This is a genomic window from Photobacterium sp., assembly GCF_057456235.1.
In genome coordinates, this window is the sequence record NZ_JBVCPH010000006.1 from 15,641 (window position 1) to 39,766 (window position 24,126).

General features: G+C 48.3%; 23 protein-coding genes. 8 read left to right on the plus strand and 15 right to left on the minus strand.

Annotation, left to right across the window (positions count from 1 at the left end; genetic code table 11):
* Positions 1-26 precede the first annotated feature (26 nt).
* Positions 27-725 (plus strand): 7-cyano-7-deazaguanine synthase QueC, encoded by a 699-nt coding sequence (queC, locus tag AC2204_RS08280; RefSeq protein WP_318925050.1) that lies wholly within the window; start codon positions 27-29, stop codon positions 723-725.
* 74 nt (positions 726-799) lie between these two features.
* On the opposite strand, the gene prmB is transcribed toward queC, so the two are convergent.
* Positions 800-1,732 carry a 50S ribosomal protein L3 N(5)-glutamine methyltransferase gene (gene prmB / locus AC2204_RS08285; RefSeq protein WP_318925051.1) on the minus strand — a complete coding sequence of 311 codons (933 nt, stop codon included), beginning with the start codon at positions 1,730-1,732 and terminating at the stop codon, positions 800-802.
* A gap of 53 nt (positions 1,733-1,785) precedes the next feature.
* Here prmB and smrB point away from each other — a divergent pair, with 53 nt between their 5' ends.
* Entirely contained in the window at positions 1,786-2,316 is a 531-nt protein-coding gene (gene smrB / locus AC2204_RS08290; protein WP_318925052.1) for an endonuclease SmrB, read from the plus strand.
* Positions 2,317-2,388: 72 nt separating this feature from the next.
* Here the strand turns inward: smrB and AC2204_RS08295 are convergent, their stop codons facing one another.
* Positions 2,389-2,784: a hypothetical protein gene (locus AC2204_RS08295; RefSeq protein ID WP_318925053.1), complete on the minus strand. Its 396-nt coding sequence runs from the start codon at positions 2,782-2,784 to the stop codon at positions 2,389-2,391.
* Positions 2,785-2,879: 95 nt separating this feature from the next.
* Positions 2,880-3,353, minus strand: coding sequence for a phosphohistidine phosphatase SixA (gene sixA, locus AC2204_RS08300; protein WP_318925054.1), 474 nt, complete (start codon positions 3,351-3,353; stop codon positions 2,880-2,882).
* Between the two features lie 350 nt (positions 3,354-3,703).
* On the opposite strand from sixA, the gene AC2204_RS08305 reads away from it, so the two are divergent.
* Positions 3,704-6,469, plus strand: coding sequence for an insulinase family protein (locus AC2204_RS08305; protein ID WP_318925055.1), 2,766 nt, complete (start codon positions 3,704-3,706; stop codon positions 6,467-6,469).
* A gap of 114 nt (positions 6,470-6,583) precedes the next feature.
* Here AC2204_RS08305 and fadJ read toward each other — a convergent pair whose 3' ends face one another.
* Together fadJ and fadI are read right to left on the minus strand one after the other, a co-directional pair.
* Entirely contained in the window at positions 6,584-8,746 is a 2,163-nt protein-coding gene (fadJ, locus tag AC2204_RS08310; RefSeq protein ID WP_318925056.1) for a fatty acid oxidation complex subunit alpha FadJ, read from the minus strand.
* Positions 8,746-10,056 carry an acetyl-CoA C-acyltransferase FadI gene (gene fadI, locus AC2204_RS08315; protein ID WP_318925057.1) on the minus strand — a complete coding sequence of 437 codons (1,311 nt, stop codon included), beginning with the start codon at positions 10,054-10,056 and terminating at the stop codon, positions 8,746-8,748. The genes fadJ and fadI overlap by 1 nt, the downstream gene beginning before the upstream one ends.
* A gap of 593 nt (positions 10,057-10,649) precedes the next feature.
* On the opposite strand from fadI, the gene AC2204_RS08320 reads away from it, so the two are divergent.
* From AC2204_RS08320 to AC2204_RS08335, 4 genes are all read left to right on the plus strand, one after another.
* A complete protein-coding gene (locus AC2204_RS08320) occupies positions 10,650-11,222 on the plus strand; it encodes a sigma-70 family RNA polymerase sigma factor (RefSeq protein ID WP_318925058.1) in 573 nt (190 codons plus the stop codon).
* Complete coding sequence (locus tag AC2204_RS08325; protein WP_318925059.1) at positions 11,209-11,922, plus strand: DUF3379 domain-containing protein; 714 nt, start codon at positions 11,209-11,211, stop codon at positions 11,920-11,922. Before AC2204_RS08320 ends, AC2204_RS08325 begins: the two co-directional genes overlap by 14 nt.
* 295 nt (positions 11,923-12,217) lie before the next feature.
* The gene (locus AC2204_RS08330) at positions 12,218-13,495 is read left to right on the plus strand and encodes an outer membrane protein transport protein (protein WP_318925060.1); all 1,278 of its coding nucleotides are present in this window, start codon (positions 12,218-12,220) and stop codon (positions 13,493-13,495) included.
* 359 nt (positions 13,496-13,854) lie between these two features.
* The gene (locus tag AC2204_RS08335) at positions 13,855-15,120 is read left to right on the plus strand and encodes an outer membrane protein transport protein (protein WP_318925061.1); all 1,266 of its coding nucleotides are present in this window, start codon (positions 13,855-13,857) and stop codon (positions 15,118-15,120) included.
* A 94-nt stretch (positions 15,121-15,214) separates the two neighbouring features.
* On the opposite strand, the gene AC2204_RS08340 is transcribed toward AC2204_RS08335, so the two are convergent.
* The 10 genes from AC2204_RS08340 to ccmA all read right to left on the minus strand — a co-directional run bounded on the left by AC2204_RS08340 (position 15,215) and on the right by ccmA (position 23,152).
* Positions 15,215-16,027, minus strand: a complete 813-nt coding sequence (locus tag AC2204_RS08340; protein ID WP_318925062.1) for an MlaA family lipoprotein — start codon at positions 16,025-16,027, stop codon at positions 15,215-15,217.
* A gap of 74 nt (positions 16,028-16,101) precedes the next feature.
* Positions 16,102-17,319: a c-type cytochrome biogenesis protein CcmI gene (gene ccmI, locus AC2204_RS08345; RefSeq protein WP_318925249.1), complete on the minus strand. Its 1,218-nt coding sequence runs from the start codon at positions 17,317-17,319 to the stop codon at positions 16,102-16,104.
* A complete protein-coding gene (locus tag AC2204_RS08350) occupies positions 17,319-17,825 on the minus strand; it encodes a cytochrome c-type biogenesis protein (RefSeq protein WP_318925063.1) in 507 nt (168 codons plus the stop codon). Before AC2204_RS08350 ends, ccmI begins: the two co-directional genes overlap by 1 nt.
* On the minus strand, positions 17,822-18,376 hold the full coding sequence (locus tag AC2204_RS08355; RefSeq protein WP_318925064.1) for a DsbE family thiol:disulfide interchange protein: 555 nt from the start codon (positions 18,374-18,376) through the stop codon (positions 17,822-17,824). Before AC2204_RS08355 ends, AC2204_RS08350 begins: the two co-directional genes overlap by 4 nt.
* On the minus strand, positions 18,376-20,358 hold the full coding sequence (locus AC2204_RS08360) for a heme lyase CcmF/NrfE family subunit (RefSeq protein ID WP_318925065.1): 1,983 nt from the start codon (positions 20,356-20,358) through the stop codon (positions 18,376-18,378). Before AC2204_RS08360 ends, AC2204_RS08355 begins: the two co-directional genes overlap by 1 nt.
* Positions 20,355-20,840: a cytochrome c maturation protein CcmE gene (gene ccmE / locus AC2204_RS08365; protein ID WP_318925066.1), complete on the minus strand. Its 486-nt coding sequence runs from the start codon at positions 20,838-20,840 to the stop codon at positions 20,355-20,357. Before ccmE ends, AC2204_RS08360 begins: the two co-directional genes overlap by 4 nt.
* Positions 20,837-21,043, minus strand: coding sequence for a heme exporter protein CcmD (ccmD, locus tag AC2204_RS08370; RefSeq protein ID WP_318925067.1), 207 nt, complete (start codon positions 21,041-21,043; stop codon positions 20,837-20,839). Before ccmD ends, ccmE begins: the two co-directional genes overlap by 4 nt.
* A gap of 7 nt (positions 21,044-21,050) precedes the next feature.
* Positions 21,051-21,782 carry a heme ABC transporter permease gene (locus AC2204_RS08375; RefSeq protein WP_318925068.1) on the minus strand — a complete coding sequence of 244 codons (732 nt, stop codon included), beginning with the start codon at positions 21,780-21,782 and terminating at the stop codon, positions 21,051-21,053.
* A 45-nt stretch (positions 21,783-21,827) separates the two neighbouring features.
* Positions 21,828-22,496, minus strand: a complete 669-nt coding sequence (gene ccmB, locus AC2204_RS08380; RefSeq protein WP_318925069.1) for a heme exporter protein CcmB — start codon at positions 22,494-22,496, stop codon at positions 21,828-21,830.
* A 2-nt stretch (positions 22,497-22,498) separates the two neighbouring features.
* Positions 22,499-23,152 (minus strand): cytochrome c biogenesis heme-transporting ATPase CcmA, encoded by a 654-nt coding sequence (ccmA, locus tag AC2204_RS08385; protein WP_318925070.1) that lies wholly within the window; start codon positions 23,150-23,152, stop codon positions 22,499-22,501.
* Positions 23,153-23,269: 117 nt separating this feature from the next.
* Between ccmA and AC2204_RS08390 the strand changes: the two genes are divergently transcribed.
* On the plus strand, positions 23,270-24,115 hold the full coding sequence (locus AC2204_RS08390) for a hypothetical protein (protein ID WP_318925071.1): 846 nt from the start codon (positions 23,270-23,272) through the stop codon (positions 24,113-24,115).
* Positions 24,116-24,126 lie beyond the last annotated feature (11 nt).

Sequence of the window (24,126 nt, forward strand, 5' to 3'; positions counted from 1 at the left end):
AGGCTACATAACACAGGACACCCCCCATGCGTAAAGCCGTAGTAGTATTCAGTGGCGGTCAGGATTCCACCACCTGCCTTATTCAAGCAATCGCCAACTACGATGAGGTGCACTGCATTACTTTTGACTATGGCCAGCGCCATAAGCAGGAAATTGAAGTTGCGCAGTCCATTACCAAAGAGCTGGGTATTGCCGCCCATAAAGTGATGGATGTCGGGCTGCTAAATGAGCTGGCAATCAGTTCGCTGACCCGCGACAACATTGCAGTATCACACGAACTGCAAGCCAATGGATTGCCCAATTCGTTTGTTCCTGGCCGCAATATCCTGTTTCTCACCCTGACCGGGATCTATGCTTACCAGATCGGCGCTGAGGCGGTGATCACCGGTGTTTGTGAAACGGATTTCTCCGGTTATCCGGATTGCCGTGACGAATTTGTAAAATCATTGAACCAGTCGCTGGTACTGGGGATGGATCGCCAATTAAACATCAACACCCCTCTGATGTGGCTGAATAAAGCACAGACCTGGGCGCTGGCGGATCAGTACGGTAAGCTCGACTTTGTTCGTGAGAAAACCCTGACCTGCTACAACGGTGTGATTGGTGATGGCTGCGGTGACTGTCCTTCTTGCGATCTGCGCCGTGCAGGCCTGGAAGATTACCTGAATAATAAAGAGACAGTCATGGCTGAGCTTAAAGCCAAGCAGGAAAAAGGCGACGCCTGATTTAAATGCCCTAATTTGAAAGATAAAAAAACCGGAGTGATTACTCCGGTTTTTTAATGTCCGCCATTCATCGATTAATCGCGATAAATCGAAAACTCGTCTTGGCATTCAAGCAGTTGTTCACGGGTCATCATAAATACCCCGTGGCCGCCATTTTCAAATTCAATCCAGGTCAGCGGTAGATGCGGATATTGCTCTTCCATGTGAACCATGGAATTACCCACTTCACAGATAAGCACACCATCGTCTTTCAGGTAATCAGGGGCGTTAGCAACAATACGACGCATCAGCTTCAGGCCATCAGTCCCCGCAGCCAGACCCAGTTCAGGCTCGTGGCGGAACTCTTCGGGCAAGCTTTCCATATCTTCCTGATCGACGTACGGCGGATTCGTCACGATAAGATCGTATTTATCTTTTGGCACATCACGTAACAAATCCGAGCGCAGCGGGGTTACCTGCTGCTCCAGACCGTGATCTTGAATATTCTGTTCAGCAACATCAAGTGCATCCGTCGAAATATCAACCAGATCCACTTCCGCATTAGGGAATTCATATGCACAGGCAATACCGATACACCCACTGCCGGTACACAAGTCCATAATGCGCGTTGGTTCTTGCTTCAGGAATGGTTCGAAGTGATTTTCAATCAGTTCGCCAATCGGTGAACGAGGCACCAATACACGCTCGTCAACGAAAAATTCCAGGCCACAGAACCACGCTTTATTGGTCATATAGGCAACAGGAGTATGATCGTTAATGCGCCGGATCACACGCTCGACCACACGCAAGCGTTCGCTGCTTGTGAGGCGCGAGAAACGGACTTCCGATGGAATATCTATCGGTAAATACAACGTTGGCAACACCAGTTGTACTGCCTCGTCCCACGCATTATCAGTGCCATGACCATAAAAAAGACCTGCGGCATTGAAACGGCTGACCGTCCAACGTAGCATGTCCTGCAAAGTATGAAGTTCGTTGACAGCCTCGTCGACAAAAATCTTATCCAAAATAGCCTCCGAATAACGCTACAATACCGCCATATTGTTGTTGGAATTTCATTATGAGTAAAAAAAATCCAGACTTAGAAGATGATTTTGCACTCTTCCAAGATGCGGTAAAAGGCGTAAAAAAGTTGACGCATGATACCATAATCACGCCACGTCGACAGGGAACAAAAGTTGATAAGGCGCAAGTCTTGACCAAAGAAACGCAAAACCATGAGTTTTATTTTTCTGATGAGTTTGAACCGCACCTTAATGAGCACGGGCCGACCCAGTATGCCCGTACCGGAATCTCTAAGTACGAAGTGAAAAAACTGCGGCGGGGGGTGTATGTTCCCGATATGTTCCTGGATATGCACGGAATGACCCAGCAAGAGGCCAAGCGGGAACTTGCGGCTTTAATTGCGGCCTGTATTAAGGAAAGTATTTTTTGTGCCTGTGTCATGCATGGCATTGGCAAGCATATTCTGAAACAGAAAGCGCCCCTGTGGCTGGCACAGCACCCTGACGTGATGGCCTTTCACCAGGCACCACTGGAATTTGGTGGTAACGGTGCCCTGCTGGTATTGATTGAGATTCCGGAGAGATAGACGTTGAGATGAGATGCGAGTCGCTAGAACCAAGGAAACAGGTTCTCGAAACTCGCCTCTCGTTTTCTGTCACTAATAAACATATTTAGCCAGCGCGCCAACATTAAGCACCCGACCATCCTGAATCAGGGTAACTTCACCGCTGTCACAGATCTGCATCCGGGTCTTCAGCGCACCCTCGCTGTAATAATGCTCACAAGAGCCATTACGGGCACTGTCGATACGCGAGAAAATAGTGATCCCGCCGGGGCTTAAGATATTGGAAGGTGCGGAAAAAGTTAATGTACTGCCGGATGTCGAAATATGCATTTCTTCACTGACACCATTTGCCCATTTAATCGCACCATTAGCATTGATACTGACTGTTTTTGGTCCCATCACACAACCTGCTAACAAGGCTGAGCAAACAATAACGAATAATTTACCTTTCATTGCAACGCTTTCTTCTGTCTTTGATGCGTGAATCATAACAAACCCGACAAGCGAATAAACGGTCTCAGGTTGGATAATCCGCATAAGAATACCCATTAATGGATGAATAAATGAATTTGCCCAATGGCCCGTTATCCCGCAGGGATATCTTGCCATAAAAATTCAGAGGCCTCTGTATCGGGATTATACTCAATCGCAGCCATAGCCGATGTCTGGAACATTGGCGGTGGCATGCCAGATACCACTTCTGCCGTCAGGTAACCAACCAGAGGTAAATGTGAAACCAGCAATACGGTTTCTGGCCGTTCAACCGCAATGGTCGCTTTAAGGTACGCAGCGACTTCTTGCGCTTCGCCATATGGCGTAATTTCATCAATGTTCAGTACCGCCTTAGCCGCAGGCAGCAGATCGGCCATTGCTTGCCAGGTTTGCTGAGCACGTAAATACGGGCTGACCCATACGATATCCAGCGTCTCTCCCAGATGAGACGCCAGCTGGTTCGCCATCTGCTGTGATTCCAGTTTGCCACGCGTCGTCAACGGACGTTCAGCATCGCTGGGAGCAAAATTCTGTGCTTCACCATGACGCATGATAAAAATTCGCATATTTCTTATCCAAAAATGAATATTTCTGTCGGTATGCTAACAACTCCTTTACTGGCTGAATACCGATTCTGACATTTCTCTTCCTATTCCGTGACCTCGTATTAATAAAAAGGAATAACATTGGATGCGTGCGGGGAGGTCTCAATTTCAACAGAAATGATTACCGGGTCTGAAACGTCTCTTCCTCATTCACCTTAAGCGCCGTAAATTCTGGTTGTTTTATGCTCAAGTCATTTTAAAACTGAGAATCTCATATCAAAAATGGTTGAGGGGATATAATGCCAGGATTTGCCAGCCCGCACTCTGAGCGTCATACTTAGCCTAATTTCCTTAGAAAGTAGGCCCTTCCTGTGCACATTAGTCCAAACGATAACAAGCAGTACCGCTATTTGACCTTAGATAATGAGCTCAAGGTACTTCTGGTGCATGACATTGATGCACCTCGTTCTGCTGCAGCACTTTCTGTCAAAGTCGGGCATTTTGATGATCCTGCCGAGCGGCAAGGTATGGCCCATTTTCTTGAGCATATGCTGTTTCTTGGCACAAAAAAATACCCGAAGATCGGTGAGTTCCAGACGTTCATTAATCACAGCGGCGGCAGTAATAATGCCTGGACAGGCACAGAAAACACCACTTTCTTCTTTGAGGTAAGTCCGCATACTTTCGAGGAAGGGCTGGATCGTTTCGGCCAGTTTTTTACCGCGCCGTTATTTAATGAAGAAGCGGTCGAAAAAGAACGTCAAGCCGTTGATTCTGAATATAAAATGAAATTAAAAGATGATGTTCGCCGTATTTATCAGGTACATAAAGAGACCATCAATCCAGCCCACCCCTTTACTAAGTTTTCGGTGGGGGACCTGACCACGTTGAATGACAGAAACAATCTTTCTGTCAGGGAAGAGTTGCTGGCCTTTTACCATACGCACTATTCCGCTAACGCTATGGGCCTGGTACTGCTTGGGCCACAATCGCTAGACCAATTAGAAAACTATGCCCGGACGAACTTCAGCCACATTAACAACACGGGCGAGGCTAAACCTGTCATTACCGCCCCGCTGGTAACCGAAAAAGAAAGCGCTCAATTTATTCAGATCGACCCCATTAAAGAGGTGCGCAAGCTGACGCTGTCGTTTTCGCTGCCTTCCGTTGATGCGTTTTATCAGCAAAAGCCGCTTTCGTACCTGGCACATTTATTGGGCAACGAAGGCCCGGGCAGCTTAATGTCATTGCTCAAAGGCCGGGGGCTTATCAATACACTCGCGGCAGGCGGAGGCATTAACGGCAGTAATTTCCGCGAATATACGGTCAGCCTCAATTTAACCCCCAAAGGACTGAATGATGTCGATGCCATCGTGACGTCAGTTTTCCAGTATATCGCCCTGATCGAGCAACAAGGCCTCGATGCATGGCGCTATAAGGAAAAACAATCGGTTTTAGAATTGGCTTTCCGCTATCAGGAAAAAAGCCGCCCGCTTGACACGGTCAGCTATCTGGTGATGAACCTGCTCCACTATGATCCGGAAGATGTCATCTACGGCGATTATATGATGACCGGTTATAATGAACCGTTACTGCGTGACTTATTGGGATATCTACGCCCCGATAACATGCGCCTGGTACTCGTCGCGCAAGGACAACATTACGATAAGATCGCGCAGTGGTACCACACCCCATATTCGGTAACACCGTTTACTGCAGCACAGTTATCCCGCTGGCAGCAGGTCAAGCTGGATCCTGAGTTGTTACTGCCACCACAAAACCCCTACATTTGCGAACAATTAGATCCCCATGCTCTGGCGCCGGGCTCTGAACTTCCCCCGCAGCTGATCCAGGATCTGCCGGGGTTCCGCTTATGGTATAAGCAAGAGCATGATTTCCGGGTCCCCAAAGGGGTGGTCTATGTGGCGATTGACAGCCCGCATGCCGTCAATTCTCCGCGTAACATTGTCAAAACCCGTTTATGTGTCGAGTTGTTGCTTGAGTCGATCAACGAAAAAGCTTACCCGGCTGAAATCGCAGGCATGTCGTATAACCTGTATGCCCATCAGGGCGGTGTTACCCTGCAGCTCTCTGGCTTCAGTGAAAAACAACCCCTGCTGATGAAGCTAATTCTCGATCGCTTTGCCAACCGTTCATTTAATCAGGACCGCTTTGATAACATTAAAGCTCAGATGCTACGAAACTGGCGTAATGCCGCGCAAGACAAGCCGATTTCTCAGCTGTTTAATGAGCTGACCGGGCTGCTGCAACCCAATAACCCTCCTTACCCGGTGTTGATTGAAGCGCTGGAGTCGGTTGAAATCGATGAACTCCCGGCCTTTGTCGAGGCAATGTTCGCCGAGCTCCATATCGATACCTTTATCTATGGCAACTGGCTGAAAGAGGATGCGCTGGCACTGGCTGAAACACTGAAAAATGCATTCAGAGTAACCGATCAGCTTTACGGTGAATCACAGCGTCCGCTGGTCCGGCTGGCACAGTCAGGTACCAGAACGCATGAAATCATCTGCAACCATGCTGACTCTGCTATTTTGATGTATTACCAGTCGCGACAAACCACCCCGCGCAAGATTGCCATTTACACTCTGGCCAGCCATCTGATGTCGACGACCTTTTTCCATGAGTTGCGAACCAAGCAGCAGTTGGGCTATATGGTCGGCACGGCAAACCTGCCGTTAAACCGCCACCCGGGGTTGATCTTCTATATTCAGTCGCCTGTTGCCGGGCCGAAGTATTTGTCCGAGGCCATTGATGATTTCGCCAATGCCTTTGCCTTGGTGTTATTAGAGCTCAATGAAGCCCAATGGCAGGCCAGCAAACAGGGGCTGATTGCACAGATTTCGGAGCCGGATACCAATTTACGCAGCCGCGCTCAGCGCTACTGGGTGAGCATCGGCAATAAAGATAATGAATTTAACCAGCGAGCAAAGGTGGTTGAAGAATTAACCGCCCTGAGCCGTGTCGATATGGTGCGTTTTATTGTCGATATCATTAAGCCCCGAACGTCCAACCGCCTGGTTATGCACTGTCAGGGCCAAGCACATGCTAACCTTGAGCCATTAGATATTGGCCAGCCCATTGAATCAATAATGGAATTCCAGCAACAGGCGAGGTAATCCAATCCTCAATGCCCCCTCCTGCGCTAAAGCAAAAGGCCTGCAGATGCAGGCCTTAAATCTAGGCAGGGAATAAATTATGCCTGTTGCAAGCTTCGATCGTTGAAAAAAGCGTTAGCCGTAAAAAGAGAGTTCTTCGTTGGCCATTGCCACCAGCTTTTCACAAGGCGTAAAGCGCTCGCCATATTTATCAACGTGCTCTGTGAGCAGTTCAACTACCCGTTTAGCGCCGAGTTTATCCATATGGCGGAACGGACCACCAAGGAATGGCGGGAAGCCAATCCCGAAGATGGCCCCGATGTCACCGTCGCGAGGTGATTGGATGACCCCCTCATCAAGACAACGGGCCGCTTCATTAAGCATCATCAGCGTACAGCGCAGTGCAATATCTATCCCGGCAGCCTTTTGCTGCGGCTCCAGAGAAAGCAGCTTATACACGGTTTTATCGACTTCTTTCTTCTTGGCCTTGCTCTGCTTCGCATTGTAAAGATAGAAGCCTTTACCGCTCTTACGCCCTTTTCGGCCATCATTAAGCAATATGTCAAACACATCCGGCGCTTTAAAGCGTTCGCCAAGCTCAGCCAGCAGAATAGGACTGATCTTAGCACCAATATCCACCCCGACCTCATCTAACAAGGTGATAGGGCCGACCGGGAAGCCAAAGTCCAGCAACGCACTATCGATATGTTCAATCGGCTCGCCGCTCAATAAAACCGATGCCGCCTCATTCATATAAGGCGCCAGAATACGGTTAACGTAGAAACCCGCTTTATCGGCGACAACAATCGGGGTCTTGCCCTGTTTTTTCGCCAGCGCCACCACCGTTGCGATAGTTTCTGCCGATGTCGCAGCTCCCGTTTCAGTCCCCAGATGTGGGATCACCTCGACCAACGGCATTTTTTCTACCGGGCTAAAGTAATGTAAGCCGACCACATTTTCAGGACGCTCTGCCGCAGAGGCTATCTGGTGGATCGGCAGTGATGACGTATTGGTCGCAAAAATGGTGGTTGGCGAGGTTTCTTGCTCAACATCCCGCACCATTTGATGCTTCAGATCCAGATCTTCAAATACCGCTTCGATCACAATATCTACATTAGCAAAACCTTTAAAACTGGTTCCACCGGTAATTTTCATCATCTGGCTTTGCAGTTCAGCCTTGCTGATAATTCGACGTTTGCACTTTTTATCCAGTAACTTGAAGTTATAGGCCAGTGCATTCTGAATACCATCGTTGGCGATATCTTTGATCCGTACCGGGTAACCGGCCTTGGTTGCCGTGACGTGGCTTATCCCACCGCCCATCAAGCCACCGCCCAACACCCCGACCTTGCTGATTGCTGCCGGTCTGGCTGCTGAGCCTGTTTCTTTTTTCATCGCTGTCGTGGCAAAGAAAATACTCCGTAATGCCGCCGACTCCGGTGTCATTACCAGCTCGCCAAAACGCTTGGCTTCTTGTTGCAGCCCTTTTTTCACGCCATGCTGTAAGCCATATTTGATAACCGCCAGGATAGCGTCAGCGGCAGGATAATTGCCGCGGGTTTTTTCATGGGTCTTTTTCGCGGCCTGATCAAAAACAACAGAGCGGCCTAACGCATTGCCCCCCATCGCCCAGTCCTGAAACGAATGCTTACGCTTTGGCTTCTCGGCTAAAGCTTGCTTCTCCGCGACCTCAAGCAGAATGCTCTGCGGTACGACTTCATCAGCCACCCCAAGCTTCTTCGCCTTTTTTGCCCGAAGCTGCTTACCGGTCAGGATCATATCCAGCGCGTTAGCCACTCCAATCAGGCGAGGCAAACGCTGGGTTCCTCCTGAGCCGGGCAGCAAACCCAGCTGGACTTCAGGCAGGCCCAATCGGGTCTTGTCATCATCACTGCAGACGCGGCTATGACAGGCCAGTGCCAGCTCAAGCCCTCCCCCCAGACACGGACCATGAATTGCCGCAACCACATGGAACGGCAGCGATTCTAACTGCGCAAACAGCTCCTGCCCTTTCGCTGCGAGTTGCTGGGCCTCTTCAGCCGTCGTACAGGCATCAAGCATCCGAATATCGGCACCGGCGATAAAGTTATCCGGTTTGCCGGAATACACCACCATGCCTTTGATATCTTTCTTGGTGTTCAGCTCAGCCAGCACGTCAGAGACCTGGTCTGCAAACGCTGACTGCAAGGTGTTCATCTTCTCGTCAGGCACATCAATCTTGAGCCAGGCGACACCATTGTCACTGTATGACAATGAAAATGCAGAAGGTCGTTCATTTGAAGATTCATACTGTGTCATTATTCTGCCTCCAAGATCATTGCTGCGCCCAGTCCACCTGCGGCACAGGCCGTATTGAGTGCCAAACCGCCCCCCCGACGCTGCAACTCACGCAGGGTTTGGGTGATCATCCTTGCACCCGTTGCGGCAAACGGGTGACCGTAAGCCAGAGAGCCGCCAAGGACATTGAACTTATCCATATCAATCTCACCGATAGCCTGCCGGCGTCCTAATTTCTCTTCAGCAAATTTCTGCGAACCAAACATTTTCACATTGGCCAGCGTTTGAGCCGCAAACGCTTCGTGCATATCAATCAGGGTAAGATCTGCCAGCGTGATCCCGGCACGATCCAGCGCTATCGGAGTCGCATATGATGGCCCCATCAACATGTCTTTTTCCACGCCAATGGCAGAAAATGCATAAGAGCGGATATAGCCCAGCGGCGTCAATCCAAGTTCTTTGGCCCGGCCTTCACGCATCAATAAAATCGCGGCGGCGCCATCGGTCAATGGCGTACTGTTCGCGGCCGTTACCGAACCGAATTTGCGGTCAAAAGCCGGACGGAGTTTGGCATAGGATTCAAGCGTTGATTCTTCACGAATATTATTATCTTTATCAATCCACTGACGATACGGTTCAGGGAAAGCCGTCATCACTTCATCGCGTATCAGGCCATCGTTCCAGGCTTTTGCGGCCAGGGTATGAGAACGGTGTGCCAGTGCATCTTGCTCTTGACGGCTGATCCCATACGTTTTAGCCATCTGCTCGGCAGTTTGGCCCATGCTAATCCCCGTTGAATACTCAGCAACCGCCGGGGGCACCGGCATCAGATCTTTTACCTTCAAATGACTGAGTAGTTTTAAACGCTTCCCTATGGTGCGTGCTTTGCTTAACGCCAGCAAGGTAGCCGCTAACTGTTTAGATACGCCGATAGGCAACACAGAAGAAGAGTCTGCCCCGCCAGCAATACCAATATCGATGGTACCTGATAGGATGCTTTCCGCGATATTGGCTGCCGCTTGAAAACTGGTCGCACAGGCCCGGGAGACGCTGTAGGCATCCGTGCCGATATTCATGCCTGTACCCAGAACAATTTCACGTGCAATATTAGGGGCTTCAGGCATTTGTACCACTTGGCCAAATACAACCTGTTCAATTAATGCCGGGTCAAAATCAAGCTCTTGAAGCATTTCATTGACCACCATTTTCCCCATATCCAGAGCCGGCACACCATTGAAGGCGGTGGCTTGACGAGCAAACGGGGTACGTAATCCACTTACAATGGCGATGCGCTCACCTTGACGGGTGGTGAGATCCTGGAGACGTGTCATCGCTACTCCTTATTGTTAGGTTATAGGGCACAGAGATGTGCGCCAGAGGTCAGACCACAATAATTGTAATTGAGCTGTTATACATTTCAAATAAATGTTTCATTTTTGTGGAAAAGAACAGAAAAGAGCGAGCAGAGGCGAGAATGTTGCAAAAACGAAAGATTAGAAGCGCTATACTTTGCTTTAGATAAAAAAAAACCATACCTATGGGGTATGGTTGTAATTTACGCGGAAAGCTATTTACCAAAGAAATAAGCCATCTACGTAAAGATTGTAAGTCAATTAACATAAAGCCAATTGCAAATCAGGATAAACCTGATAGGAGAAAGTAAAGTCAGCCTTCAAAGGAAGTTGTCATCTTGCTCAACAGATAGTAATTTTTGAAAACAATGTCTGATCCTCAGAACTTGCTCTCTCTGACCACTACCAGATGACAGTCACTACTATAGCTTCCCGACCAAGACACAATTTGAACCAGATCAATTTTAGGGCTGATTATCTAATTATTCGCACCATCGCTGAAAAAACTAACGAAAAAATCGGTGCCGCGGTTACCATTTTATGGGTCAAACACCCTATTGACGGGCAAATTTATGATTAAGCAATTTTTTCGCAAGAAAAAGTCAGATGCCTCGGTCTCTGTTGATATGAATAAGCAAAGACGATATGAAGCCCTTGTCAGGGCATGGCATCGAGATTTATACCGCTACGCCTATTGGTTATGTCATGACCCTCATATCGCCGAGGATCTTGTACAGGAAACCTGTTTGCGCGCCTGGCGATCCCTTGATAGCTTGCAGGATGACAAGGCAGCAAAATCATGGCTGATCACTATATTACGCCGGGAGAATGCGCGTCGCTTCGAACGCAAGCAGCTGGACTTAGTCAATATTGACGACCATCCTATTGCCGATACCCACCATCAGGGAACGGAAAGGGATATTGAACAGCAACTGCTGCGCCGCCAAATCATGAAATTAGCCCCTGAGTACCGAGAACCTTTAGTGTTACAGGTCATGTCAGGCTTTAATGGCGATGAGATAGCGGAGATATTGGGGTTAAACCGCAATACTGTAATGACGCGCTTATTCCGCGCCAGAAATCAGCTAAAAGATCAAATCGAAAAACAGTCCGAGCGGAGGGGTCAACAAAATGGACGATCTTGAATTCCGTCGCCGTATCCTGTCTGATCCTAACGACAACAGCCCAGATATGGCAACGGCCAGAAATTCTTCAGTGAACAACCGAAAGTTAGCTGATGAATTAAAGCAATTAGATGTACAAATCGACAATATCCTTAAAGTGGATGTACCGGATGATCTTGCCGATCGCATTTTATTTCATCAATCGGGACAATCTCACGACAAACCGAATAAAGCCCGCTTCCACTTGGCTATTGCTGCGTCTGTCGCTTTTGTTTTTGGGATATTATTGGGTCAATTCAATCCCCAGAGACTGCTGCCGGCTGAAGTTACCGGGATGGGACAGATCGCCTTGCAACATATACATAATGAAGCCTCTTTTATTGAGGGGGTAAATGAATCGGTTAGCCTCAGACAAGTTAATGCCAAGTTGCAACCTTTTGGAACCAACCTGACCGACCTGCCAGGCCATGTGTACTATGTTAATCACTGTGGTTTCGGCGATCAGAGTGCGCTGCATATGGTTATGGAGACTGAAAAAGGCAAGGTGACAGTTTTTGTGGTGCCAGAAACAAGCACAACCACTTTACACTTTAACGACAGCCGAATGGAAGGGGTTGTCTTACCGCTTCAGCATACCAGCTTAATTGTGGTTGGCGAAAAAGGTCAGGACATCACGCCGATTGCCAACACGATAAAATCAGAGATGCGCTGGAAAATTTAACCGCTTGAAAGCCACAGCCAAAAGCCATTATCAGAGCTAATGATAATGGCTTTTTTATGCTATTGAAAGATATAGCTCTTCTTGTAATACCCCTGCTGGATACTTGAGATTTCATTACTCCGCCGTGTACTTTGAATTCTATACACTCGATCGCGAAACTGTTCATTTCACAATAACAATCAACGAAATAACAACTGGTCAGATTTGATAGATCAAGTTACAGACCTACAATCTTCCGCGATCTGTCAACATAGACAGGCACTTATGCACGAAAAAATTAGGAATAATAATAAATATGAATAAGAAGCGTCTGTTTACACAATCACTGATTGCTGCGGCAATTACTCTTGCAGCATCTCAGCAAGCCCTTGCTGCAGGTTTTCAGTTAAATGCACAATCGGCGACAGGTCTGGGCCGTGCTTTTGCAGGTGATGCCGTTATCGCTGATAACGCCTCTGCGATGTCGCGTAACGCGGCTGCAATGTCCCTTTTCGATGCACCAGCGATCTCGCTGGGTATCAATGCGATTGATACTGATATTAGCGTGAAGAATGCAAGCTACACCAATGCAATCTCACAACAGTCCGGTTCTATCAACGATCAGTCAGTCGGTGACATCTCCTATGCTCCTAACATCTATTACATCCACCCTATCAATGAAAAGTGGACGGTAGGTGCGGGGATCTACTCAAATTTCGGTACCAAGACTGAATTTAGCGATGACTATGCTGCAAATGAATACGGTGGCATGACTGACGTTAAAAGCGTTAACTTTGCGCTAAGTGCCTCTTACCGCATCGATCAGCAATGGAGCGTCGGTGGTGGCTTAGATGTTATCTACGGTGCAGGCAAACTAAAACGTTCTGACAAAGCTCTCGAAGCCGCTCTACCTGGTGACGGTCCCCTTCTAGATGTTGATGCTGATGGTGTTGCTTTCGGTTGGAATATCGGTACCGTTTATGAGCTTAATGAAGACAACCGCTTTGGCCTGTCTTATCGCTATAGCCCAGAATTGGAAGCTGAAGGTGATATGTACTATCAGCCAGGCGGCGGTGATATCAGCAACGAAAAACTACTGATGCCACTACCTGACATGGCTGAATTCTCAGGCTTCCACAAACTGAATGACACGTTTGCAGTACACTACAGCGTACAGTGGATTGGCTGGAGTGCATTTGACAAGCTGGAAACAACCGGTGGCAAAGAGTTGAATTCCTATGAGTGGAAGGACGGCTGGCACTATGCACTGGGTGGTACTTACTACCTGAACAACGACTGGACCCTGCGTGCCGGTTATATGTATGACACCAGTGCTCAAGATGAAAAAACATCAATTTCCGTGCCGGATTCAGATCGCCAATGGTTCTCAAGCGGCTTTACTTACCACCTAGATGCGAAGTCCAATATTGACTTTGGTATTACTTATCTCGTAGGTAAAGATATTAACGCAAGTGAAAGTACAATGGTTCCAAATCAGGGTCAAGGTCCTGCCTTCATTGAAGCAAGTAGCGTAACTGCAACAACCCGCGCTAACGCCTGGTTATACGGTATTCAGTACAGCCGTTCGTTCTAATTTCAGCGAACAATTGCTAGCGATGTAATTAAGGGAGCCTCTGGCTCCCTTTTTGTTGATTGACGCTTTAATCGCTTTTATTCACTTGATACCCAAAGCATTTCATTTTAGGCAAAACCTCATTATCACCTTTTTTCAGTGAACACATGATCGCTGAAACCCTCCAATTCAGACACAACTGTACGCTGAAAACAGATCTGACCAGAATAATCAGAACAAAAATTACCACTTATTAAACCTATAAGAAGAAAACAATCAGCATAAAACACTAAAACAGAATTAAAATCCAAGAAAAACTTAAAGAAATTGCTCTAAAGCGTATGATCCACCTATTAGTATTTCAGCGAACAGACATAACCATGAATAAAAATAAAATCACATTAGCCTTAGCGTTAGCGTTAACACTTGGGATGAGCGCTAATGCCACTGCAGCAGGTTTCCAGCTGGCAGAATATTCAGCAACTGGTCTGGGCCGTGCTTTCGCAGGTGAAGCGGCAATGGCCGACAATGCTGGCGTACAATTCCGCAACCCGGCGATGATGACCTATTTGGAAGGAACACAACTGTCTATCGGTGCTATTTACGTTGACCCGAACATTGATGTTGAAGGTAAAGTAAATGGTGTTAAATCTACCGAAGCAACAGATATTGCCGGTTCTGCCGTGATCCCTAATTTCTACCTATCGCACCAGCTAAACAACCAGTGGGTCGTCGGCCTGGCACTCGCGACTAACTACGGTATGGAAACCAAGCTCGACGGCGACTACCAGGCGACTCAGTTTGGTAACCAGGCGATGGTAAAATCGGTGGAAATCAATCCCAATGTGGCGTACAAAATCAATGACCAATTCAGCATCGGTGGTGGCGTTCGCTATGTGATCGGCGAAGGGCATTTTGGTGCTGCAGGTTCGTCCCTAACAGAACAGGCAGGCTTAATACCGGCAGGAACTGACATTAAATACATGGAAGGAGATGATACCTCATGGGGCTGGCAGCTGGGTACTGCCTGGCAGATCAATGAGTATAACCGCATTGGGGTAAACTACCGTTCAGCTGTTGATCTGACCTTAGACGGTGAGGCTTCAGGTCTCCTTTACGGCAACAAAACCCTGCCTGGGAGTATGGATCTGACATTACCGGCAACCGCTGAAATCTCCAGCTTTCACCAGCTGACTGATAAAGTCGCTGTACACGCCAGCTTTAACTGGACCGACTGGAGCAGCTTCGAAAAACTGGAAGCTAATATTCCCGCATTTTCTTCTAAGCCAGATTTGATTAAAGAAGAAAATTGGGAAGATAACTACCGCCTTGCCGTTGGTACAACTTACCAGTACACCGATACGCTGGCTCTGCGTAGCGGTGTTGCCTACGATACGTCGGCCGTCAGTGAGAAACACCGTACTCAGACGATTCCTGAGACCGATCGCCTATGGCTGAGCCTAGGGGCGGGCTATACATGGTCTGAAAACCTGACTCTGGATGCGGGCTTGGCCTATATTTTTGCCAAAGATGCTGCGATGAATGAACAATTAAAAGATGCCAATGGTAATGTTCTTTCAACATTCGAAGGTGAAACCACCGGCGACATCTGGCTGGTCGGCGTTCAGGCCAGCTACCGGTTCTAAAATAGTCGCGAGGGATGAGAAACGAGTTTCTCGATTCTCATCCCTCGATAATTAAAAAGAGAGCCGCTTATAACAGCGACTCTAGTTTTAATTTTTAATAATTATCAACTTCATCTAAGAAGTCATCAAGATACTCTTCATTGACAGGCTTTTGTTCAGAGACTTCGCCATCACTGGCTTTGAAGTTTTTATGCTGAATATAAGCATCACGAGTGAACACATACGGATCAGGCGAGTCTCTCAATATAGATTCCTGAGATACCAATGCTGCACGATCTTCCATCCCTTCAATCGCCCACTTACCTAAGCTTTGCCAGAATGTGAGTAAGTTCAGTGGAAAATAAAGGCCATCAGCTGTATCACCGACCCCTTCACGTAAGGTGACCGGCCCGTAGAAAGGCACCATGAAATAAGGGCCGTTACCGACACCATAATAACCAAGGGAATCACCGAAAGCGCGACTGCGAGGTGCCGTAATATCAGCTGCTGTCGCAATATCGATAACACCCGCAAGACCAAACACCGTATTAATCCAGAAGCGGTTAAAGTGGGTAACAGCATCCCTCGGATTTTGCATGATAATACTGTTCACCATACTGGCGGGTTCATCTAAGTTCGCAAAAAAATTAGAAAGCCCGGTACGCAGAGGACCAGGCGCATAATCCACATAAGCCAGTGAAACAGGTCGCGCGATGTACGGGTCGAGATAGTTATAGTTCAGATCCCACATTGCGCGGTTAAAGCCTTCTAACGGGTCATAGACATCGCCATATGAGCCAGACTCCTCCAGCTCGATATAATCCGCTACGTTTGTAGTATCCGTTTCTGCTTTCGGATCCTCAGGAGACCCAGCACAGCCAGCCAGGGTGATCAGCAGAAAAACAGAAAAAATAATACTCTTATTCAAGGGGTTATTCACATCCAATAAAAAAGCAGACGGGACATGATATCCAGCCTGCTTCATTTGTGCCAGTGTTGTGATTAATATTGTTTATTGATTGTCACAATTGTTGAACCGCCTAATTGTGTTTCACCGCTCTGGCCGTACCAATCACCTTGCTTGGTCATGACATTGCCATCGGCATCAATCCGAGCTTTCACTATCATCGATGGCAATGACGATAACTTACGCTCAGGGATCATGCTGTCGTTGTCGTCTAACGTCACGGTCAACGGAAACTGGCTAGACAACGAAAGCCGGCGGGCTGCCACAGGCATTGGAGATCCGTCGGCGGGGTGCACCGAAATAATCACTAGCCCCTGCGCTGGTAATGAAACGCTCGGATCCAAATTTACTTTCACCGTTACGCTGGTTGCAGTATTGACCGCGTTACCTAAGCGCGATTGAGCACGCTCAATACTGCGGTTTAACATATTGGCACGCGGATCATCTTCACCAATCAGATTTTTCATCATGGTCCAGTACGAAACCGCCTGCTGATAGTTTCCGGCTTCAAACGCATCAAATGCCAGCAAAGACAGCGCACGGATATTGCTGTGATCGCGCTTAATCACTGAACGTAATAACTGACGGGCATAATCACTTTGTCCCGGATCGCCGATCAACATCAGCGTCTGGGCATAGCCTAGCTGAATCTCCAGATCGTCAGGTGCAAGAGCATAAGCCCGCTTCATCGCGCCCTGCGACGTTTCAGCATCACGGTTAGCCATACCGATACGTCCCAGCAATAACCACCCCATAGCATCATCCGGGTTGTTATGCAGCCGGGTACGCAGTGCCAGAGTCAGATCCACCATTTCCTCATCGGTTAGTGGTACTGTGCCCTGTTCATCCATCAACCGTTTTGACAGTTCTGGCAAGCGTGAAGCCGTCTGCTGCCAGCTTTCCACCTTATTGATATTGCCAACAGCGAAATACATGCCATAGCAGATACCGACCAGCAGAATTAATCCCGGAAAGAGCATTAACGGGCTCACCGCTACAGCTTGCTGCTTCGAGCTGGCAGGAACATCATCCAATAGTGACTGTTGCAGCTCCACAACCAACTCTTGCGGGTTATCGACCAAGCCTTCGCTGTCTTCTTCGTTCAATTCGTTAATGCGATCTTTAAAGAATGCTTTATTCAGCTCATCACGGCTTGCAACGTCATCCTGCTCTTTCCCAACGTACATAGGGGCAACAAAAATGACAGCGGCTATCAGAACCAAAATGACCGTTAGTATCCAAAACAGCGTCATCATTTCACCTTACCGTTTTTATTCGGATTTTGTTGTTCTATCTCTTCTAATAGCGCTTGTAAACGCTGCTCTTCTTCAGCTTCCAAGCTAACCTTGCCTTTCGCGTCATCCGTTTTACGTGAACGCATAACCAAGATGGTAAATCCGATGATAATGAACAGAACTGGGCCAAGCCACAGGATCAGCGTCGATGCCATGAATGGTGGATCATAGGTTACAAAGTTGCCGTAACGCGCAACCATGTAGTCAATCACATCTTGCTGACTCTTACCTTCGCTCAACAACTCGAAAGTTTTCTGACGCATATCTTGTGCCAGGGTGGCATTGGAGTCGGCGATGGTATTGTTCTGACACTTTGGACAGCGCAATGTCGCCGTCAGCTCCTGAAAAGCCTGTTCCTGTTCAACATTCTTAAACTCATAAACATCAATCGCCGCTGATGCCGGCATCGCTGCCGCAACGATAAACCCCACACCGGCAAGCAGGGCAAATAAACGTTTCATCATCCTTTCGCCTCCTCTTGCAGCGCTTTATACATAGGCGCTAATGTGCCTGACCAGTTACGCTCATTCACATCACCGACATGGCGATAACGAACAATACCTTTAGCATCAATCAGAAATGTTTCTGGCGCACCATAAACCCCCAGATCCATGCCCAGCATACCGTTACCATCAAACAGGCTATGGATATATGGGTTACCCAGTTCATTTAACCAGTTGACAGCTTTCAGGCGTTCATCTTTATAGTTAAGACCAATGATTTTTACCCCTTTGCCCGCTAACTCATTAAGGTAAGTATGCTCTGCATAACAAGTCGGGCACCAGGTCGCCCAAACGTTCAGCAGCAAAGGCTCGCCAATAAAGATATCCTGCTGATAGACCTTGCCCGCTTCAACCAGATCTTCAAGCTTAAATTCCGGAACCGGTTTGCCGACCAACACCGACTCCAGCTTGGTGGGATCATCGCCGTCGGCATTGCGGGTCAACTGGATCATAAAGACAACCGCAAGCCCAAGAAACAGGACTAGCGGTATAAATAACAACTTCTTATTCATCAGTTCACCTCTGCCTTTTCAGCTGCTGTCACTGTGCCCGCTTTCGTTTTTTTCCGGAAGCGGTAACGTTTATCACTGATCGCGAATGCACCACCTAATGCCATTAACGCAGAACCGAACCAAATCCAGTTAACAAATGGTTTGTAGTATATACGCACGGCCCAGGCGCCATCACCTAGCTTCTCACCCAATGCGACATACAGATCACGGGTTACACCGCTATCGATAGCCGCTTCTGTCATCATCGAGCCTGCCGTGCTGTAAAACCGTTTTTCCGCATGCAGGGTGGTCACGGACTTGCCGTTTTGAGTGATGTTGAAATCGGCAATATAGCCATCATAGTTAGCGCCATCGGCATTGCGCAGACCGTCAAACGTAAAGTCATAACCCTGCACCTGGACTGTCTCCCCCGGTGCCAGGCGCACATCACGCTCAAGATCGTAGTTGGACACCAGCGTAATACCGATAACAGATACCGCCATACCGATATGACCCAGCATCATTGCCCAGTGACTACGGCCAAGTTTACCCAACCCAGTAATGAAACTGTGGCGGTGAGTCGCACGCTGGTAAAGCTCAAAACCGTGCATCACGATGATCCAGGTTGCCATCACCAGACCAAGAACCGCCATTGGCTCAAGCGTATCGGAAAACACCAGCAGAGAAATAAATGCAAACGGCAGGGTTACCACGGCGGATATCAGCATTTGCTTGCTGACATTAGAGACCTGATCACGCTTCCAACGCACCAGTGGACCAATACCCAGAATAAAAGCAAACGGGATCATCAGCCAGGTAAACAGCATATTAAAGAATGGAACACCAATCGAGACTGAACCCAGGCCGATCTGTTTATGGATCAGCGGCAATAGCGTACCAATCAGTACAACCAATAACCCTGCGACTAATAACAGGTTATTCGCCAGCAACAGGTTCTCTCGCGAGAACAGGGTGTAGCTGCCACGCGAACGGATTTGACCGCCTCGCAAAGCGTATAACAGCAACGAGCCGCCAATCACCACGATCAAAAAGCCGAGAATAAACATACCGCGAGCAGGATCAGATGCGAAGGCGTGAACCGAGACTAAAACACCGGAACGCACCAGGAAAGTACCCAGCAGGCTTAAAGAAAAAGCAGAAATCGCCAGTAGTACCGTCCACGCTTTAAAGGTACCGCGCTTCTCCGTCACCGCTAACGAGTGCATCAGAGCTGTACCCGCCAGCCAAGGCATGAAAGAGGCGTTTTCGACGGGATCCCAAAACCACCAACCGCCCCAGCCGAGTTCGTAGTATGCCCACCATGAGCCCAGCGCAATACCCAGCGTCAGGAATGACCAGGCTGCAATTGTCCACGGGCGAGACCAGCGAGCCCATGCCGTATCAAGACGCCCCGTCATCAGTGAGGCAATCGCAAAGGCAAAGGCTACCGAGAAACCCACATAGCCCATATACAGCATAGGCGGGTGGATAATCAGACCCGGGTCTTGCAACAACGGGTTAAGATCACGCCCATCAATAGGAAAATAAGGCAAAGTACGCAGGAACGGGTTGGAGGTTACAATAATAAACAGCAGGAAGCCGACCGATATCATGCCCATTACCGCCAATACACGGGACACCGATTCTAGTGGCATATCACGGCTAAACTTCGCAACAGCCGCTGCCCATCCAGCCTGGATTAACACCCACAACAGCAACGAGCCCTCATGCGCTCCCCAGACCGCGGTGATACGGTAATACCATGGCAGTAAACTGTTGGAGTTACTGGCAACGTAACTCACGGTAAAGTCATTGGTATAGAATGCCCAGCACAATGCAATAAAAGAGAGCGTCAACATGCCAAACACGCCGTATGACAACGGCCGAGCCATACGCATCAATGACTGGTTGCCGACAGAGGCACCGTACAGCGGATAGATACTGGCTAAAACCGAGAGGCCAAGCGCAGCAATGAGGGCAAAGTGCCCTAATTCAGCAATCATTGAACACTACCTTGTTTTTGTACATCCGTGTATTCAAGAGGCGCATGCGTTTTCTCCATCGCTGCCGCGACTTCAGGAGGCATATACTCTTCATCGTGTTTGGCTAATACTTCATGCGCTTCAATCGTTGTCGGGTTAAGCAGTACACCTTGTGCCACGATGCCCTGTCCTTCACGGAACAGATCGGGGAGAATACCATTATATGTAACCGTCACTGCCGGACCGACATCGGCCACGTCGAAACTCACTACCAATGACTGGGGATCACGCTTAACCGATCCCGTTACCACCATGCCGCCGATACGCAAACGCTGGCCAACATGAGGCTTGGTTCCGTCAGGCTTGCCTTGTACCAGTTCGGTTGGGGTGTAAAACAAGTCCATATTCTGATTCAACGCATACAGCATCAAACCTACGGTTGAGCCGAGGCCAAAAACCAGCGCCAGTACTAAGGTCAGGCGCTTTTTACGTCTCGGGTTCATAATGTATTCTCCAGTTTTTTCGCGGCTTCAATACGTTGTTCACGAGCCATTTTATTTTTAATATCAGCCAGTAAGCGGCGCTTTTTACTTAAGCTCGTCAATAAAATCCAGACCATTGCGGCAAAAGAAATCCCGTATGCACTCCATACATAAGGTGCATACCCTCCCATCGCAAAAAAGTCACTCAATGATTCAAAATGCATTCTGGCCTCACTTCACTAAGTTACGTACCCAAGGTCGATGACTTTCACGGGCTATGATTTCATTACGCAGGCGCACTAGCGTCAGTGCACCAAAGAAACAGGCAAAACCAATGGCATTAATAAGCAGTGGCCAGAGCATGCTGACATCCATTGATGGTTTATCAAATTTAGTGATCGTGGCCCCTTGGTGCAGGGTATTCCACCACTCGACGGAAAAATGAATAATAGGCAGGTTAATCACCCCGACAATCGCCAGAATACCCGCCGCTTTGGCCGCCGTTTTCTGGTCGTCAAATGCGCTATGAAGAGCAATGACGCCCAGATAAAGGAACAGCAAAATCAATTCAGAAGTCAGCCGAGCATCCCAAACCCACCAGGCACCCCACATAGGTTTGCCCCAGATAGCACCAGTTAATAGCGCTATCACCGTAAAGACCGCTCCGATTGGGGCCATTGCTGCCGCCGCCAGATCTGACATTCTGATTTGCCAGACTAAGCCGATAAATGCCGCTATAGCCATTGACATATAAGCGCCCATTGACCAGATTGCCGCAGGTACGTGCAAATAGATGATTCGGAAACTATCTCCTTGCTGGTAATCAGTTGGTGCAAACATCAAGCCCCATACGGTACCGACAATAATCGATACCAAGGCAATGACAGAAAACCACGGTAACAGCTTGCCGCATAAACGGTAACAGTTTTCGGCTTTAGCATAGGGATGTAACCACTTCCACATAACTCTACTCTACTCAGTTTGAAAGTATTTAATAATAATAGGTTATCAATTAACGCTTATGCGCAACGACGCCGCTACGGCAAACGGGGCTAATGTCGCAGAACCTACCAACATAGCCCCCATCAAGGCCAGCTGTCCGTTATACGGCATACCCAGACTGGCGGCATCAATCGCTGATGTGGCGAATATAAGCACGGGAATATACAACGGCAATATGAGCAAGCTCAATAAAACCCCGCCTTTTCGTAATCCAACGGTTAACGCAACTCCTATCGCCCCCAGAAAACTTAACGTCGGAGTACCGATAAGCAACGTCAATACCACGGCTTTCCATGTTGCCCAGTCTAACGATAATAAAATCGCCAGTAACGGACTAATCACCAACAGCGGGACGCCGGTCAGCAACCAGTGGGCAATCATTTTGGCCAGCGCCAGAATCGAAAGTGGCGTTGGCATCAATAGCATCTGCTCTAAAGAGCCGTCGACATAATCGTCCCGGAACAGGCGTTCCAGCGATAAGAGTGCCGCTAATAATGCAGCAACCCAAACAATCCCCGGCGCAATACGCGCCAGTAAGCCTGGTTCGGGACCAATCCCTAACGGAAACAGGGTGATCACTATAATAAAAAACCACAGCGGGTTAAATACATCGGCCTGACGGCGAAAAGCGATCAGTAATTCGCGGCGAATGACTTGTGAAATGGCATTCAACATCCTTAGTACAGCCCCAACCTAATTTTGCGTAAATGGTTACTGTCTGCAAACATATCCTGATGGGTGGTTAGAATCACTATTCCGCCTCTCGCCACGTGTGATAAAAATAGGCTTTCAAGTACTTTCACCCCTTGCTTATCAATAGCCGTCAGGGGCTCGTCAAGGATCCAGAACTTATGATTGCTGACCCACAATCGCGCCAAGGCGACTCGTCGTTGCTGGCCAGCAGATAACTGCCCCGCCGTCACATCTTCCCGTCCGGCCAAGCCGACCTGGGCCAGCGCTTGCCATAAGCAGTTATCACCTGAAACTTGCGGCTGGCCAGTCAGACCCTGATCGGTCTTATCAGTGTGCATCGCCTGAAAAAAAGCCAGGTTCTCATAAGCCGTCAGCTCGCGTTTGACTCCGGTCTGGTGACCAAGAAATAATAAATCCTGGTGGTAATCTTCTCGCGCCGATTCGATATTCTCGTTATTCCAACAGACCTGACCACTATCCGCACGGCCCAAACCGGCAATAATTCTCAGCAAAGTCGTTTTACCGGCACCATTATGGCCTTCAATCTGAACCAGTTCTCCGCTCGATACGGTAAAATTCAAATTGTCGAACAATACCCGCTCATCACGAACACAGCTTAATTTATCCACTGACAGCATATGTAATGATGCATCCTAAGTGACACAATTGAGAACTCATATTACCACAATCACTTGCAATTTGGTTAGACTCCGGGTTGTATAGATTGGTGACGAAAATAAGTAAATGTGAAGTAAATGCGTATCTATAACCCCGCAGTAAACGCCCCTCTGAAAAATACCCGAGCAGAAGGGCAACAAAAGACAGAGAAAATGCCGTTAAAAGCTGGCGTTTCGGGTAATTTTCAATCAGTTAAAGCCTTATCGGGAACGAACAACCAGACCACACAGTTAACCCAGCTGTTATTCCGGCTTGATGCGCTGCAACGCTTATTTACAATATTGTCACTGGCTGCGTCATTACCGGGACGCTCACCCTCCCCCATCACCGCGTTTTTGCCGCAATTATTACTCCCGCAACATCAGGGACTGCTGGTTACCTGGCTTAAACACGGCGCTGGAAATAAAGTGCTGGGTGAAATGATCTCGCAACTTGCCAACCCGCAAAGTACATTAAGCCAATGGCTTCACGCACTTCCTGAAAACCATCAAAATGATGTCAAAGCACTATTGCGACTCGCTGCAGAGCAACGAGTCGCTGAATTGCCCCAACAGTTAGATGATACCGCGATTCAGCTCCACTTCCCGCAACCAAGCGGGCGAGAGATTCAGCTTAAAATTCGCCAGCAACAGGCAAGATCGAATAGCAAGAAGAAAGGCCAGCCCAGAAAATGGACGGTAGAATTAACGTTGCCTGTCGGCCCGTCTGACGCATTCAAAGCAACGGCAATATGGTGCGACGATCAGCTGAGTCTGGCCTTTGAAAGTGAAAATGCCGCAATGATAGGTCGAGTAGAACACCTTTCTCCCCTTCTGCTAGAGCGATTAGGGGCGATGGAAATCACAACCAACACGGTTCACTTTCGAGCGGGAAAATCCGCCAGCGTGCCTTCTTCAACCGAAGGCTTATTGATAAAGGTCTAATAGAGTTCAAC